The organism is Mycobacterium sp., assembly GCF_035653355.1.
Taxonomy (GTDB): Bacteria; Actinomycetota; Actinomycetes; order Mycobacteriales; family Mycobacteriaceae; genus Mycobacterium.
Window position 1 is genome coordinate 1 of record NZ_DASRBZ010000162.1, and the last position, 2,435, is coordinate 2,435.

1 protein-coding gene is annotated in these 2,435 nt (G+C 65.9%); it reads right to left on the bottom strand.

Translation table 11 applies throughout. The features are described from left to right. Nucleotides 1-2,435: amino acid adenylation domain-containing protein (locus VFA16_RS05300; protein WP_324966809.1), on the bottom strand; the 2,435-nt coding region annotated here is incomplete at both ends.

Consider the following 2,435-nt stretch of genomic DNA (forward strand, 5'->3'; position numbering starts at 1 on the left):
TCACCAAACTGGGCGCGCTGCCACAGCGTGTAATCGACATACTGCACCGCCAGAGGCGCCCACTGCGGGGCCCGGCCCTCCCGCCGCGCCCGATACGCCTCGCCCACATCACGGACCATGGGAGCCCTTGACCACCCGTCAAAAGCGATGTGGTGCACCACAATCCCGACCACATGCTCGTCGGGCGCCACCGAATAGATCTGCGCCCGAATCGGGATCTCCGACGACAAATCAAACCGATACACCGCCAGCGCCATCAACTCGCCGGCCAGTTCTTCCTCCGGCAACGACACCACCGCCGCGCCACCGCGCCGCCACATACCGGCCTGGGCCGCCAACACCTGCTGCACTGGCACACCATCAATATCGGGGAATATGGTGCGCAGCGATTCGTGGCGGGCGATGACGTCATCGAGTGCCGCGTCCAGCGCCTCGACATCCAGTGCCCCCCTGATCCGCAAAGCGGTCGGCATGTTGTATGTCGCAGCCCCGCCCTCGAACCGGTTGAGGAACCACAACCGGGACTGCGCAAACGAGAGCGGAATAACCGCGGGCCGCTCGACCGCCAGCAACGGCTTAGCGCTACCCGCGTCTCGACGGATACGGGGCGCCAACTGGGCGATCGTCGGCGCGTCGAACAAGGTGCGCGCCGACAGGCCGGGATCCAGGCCGCTATTGATCGCGGCGATCACCCGCATCGCCGACAGTGAATCTCCACCCAAATCGAAAAATGAGTCGTCGACCCCGACGCGCTCGACCCCGAGCACGTGGGCGTAGATGCCGGCCAAGATCTCCTCGACAGCACTGGCGGGGGCGCGGTAACGATCGGTGTCGGTGTATTCAGGGGCCGGGAGGGCCCGGGTGTCGAGTTTGCCGTTGACCGTCAGCGGCAGCGCCTCCAATGCCACCACCGCGGCCGGCACCATGTAGGCGGGTAGCCGCTTTAGTAGCTGGGCGCGGATATCGGCGGGTTCTGCTGTGCCGGTGATGTAGCCGACCAGGCGTTTGTCGCCGGGGTGATCCTCGCGGGCGATCACCACCGCTTGCTGCACCCCGTCCAGCCCCGCTAGGGCTGCCTGTACTTCACCGAGCTCGATGCGGTACCCGCGGATTTTGACCTGCTCATCGGCGCGCCCGAGGTACTGCAGTTGCCCGTCAGCGCCCCAACGGACGACGTCCCCGGTGCGATACATCCGGAGCCCCGGCGCCCCGAACGGGCAGGCCACAAACCGTGACGCCGTCAACGAACCCCGGCCCAGATACCCACACGCCACCCCGGCACCGGCCACATACAGCTCACCGACCACCCCGGCGGGCACCGCCCGTAACCAGCCATCGAGCACAAAGAACGCAAGATCTGCCAATGGCACGCCGATGGGACTGGCGTCGCTATCGGCGTCGCGGTGGACGATCTCCCGCAAGGAGGCATGCACCGTCGTCTCGGTGATGCCATACATGTTGATCAGGTGCGGTGATCGCGGGTGGTTGTGCAGCCAGGTCCGAAGACGCTGTGGTTGAAGCGCTTCGCCGCCGAACACCACGGCCTCAAGGTTGAGCTGTTGTGCTAGCTCGGGCCGTAGTGCGTCGGCTGTTTGCAGGGCATAAAACGCCGACGGGGTGCGGCTTAAGACGCTGACGTGTTCAGCGACCAGTAAAGCGTGGAAGTCGTCTGGTGAGCGGGTCACCTCTTCGAGCACCACCACCAGCCGCCCGCCGTGCAACAGTGCACCCCAGATCTCCCACACCGAAAAGTCGAAGGCCAAGGAGTGACACTGTGTCCACACCTGTTCCGACCCCAGCTCAACGCCGGCATCCACTGCATCGAACAAGCGAGCCATGTTGTGGTGGGTAATGGCGACGCCTTTGGGGACGCCGGTGGTGCCTGAGGTGTAAATGATGTACGCAATGAAATCGGGGACCGGCGCCGGAAGTGCGGTGCTGGATTGGTTGTCGATGGCGGGGTCGTTGACGTCAATGACCAGCAAGCCATGCCCGGCGAGCCGGTCGGCCAGCGCGGTGGTGGTGATGGCGGCGATCGGTGCGGCGTCGGCAAGCATGAACTGCATCCGGGCGTCTGGCAGTGCCGGGTCGATCGGCAGGTAGGCCGCCCCGGCTTTGAGCACCGCCAAGATGGCCACGATCGCTTCGGCCGAACGCGCCATCAGCAGGGCCACACAGTCACCGGGACCGACCCCATGGCCGGCTAGCAGATGCGCCAACCGGTTGGCGGCCTCCTCCAGCTCGCGGTAGGTCCACGACTGCTCACCACAGCTGATCGCCACCGCCTCGGGGGTGCGCGCGACTTGGGTGGCGAACAACACCGGAATCGATACCCGCGTCGCTGCGGGCTGGGTCAGCACCGCCCGGTTGCCCCACGCGTCCAGGCGGGCATGCTCGGGTGCATCAAGCACATCGATCGACGCGAGCCGCCGGGT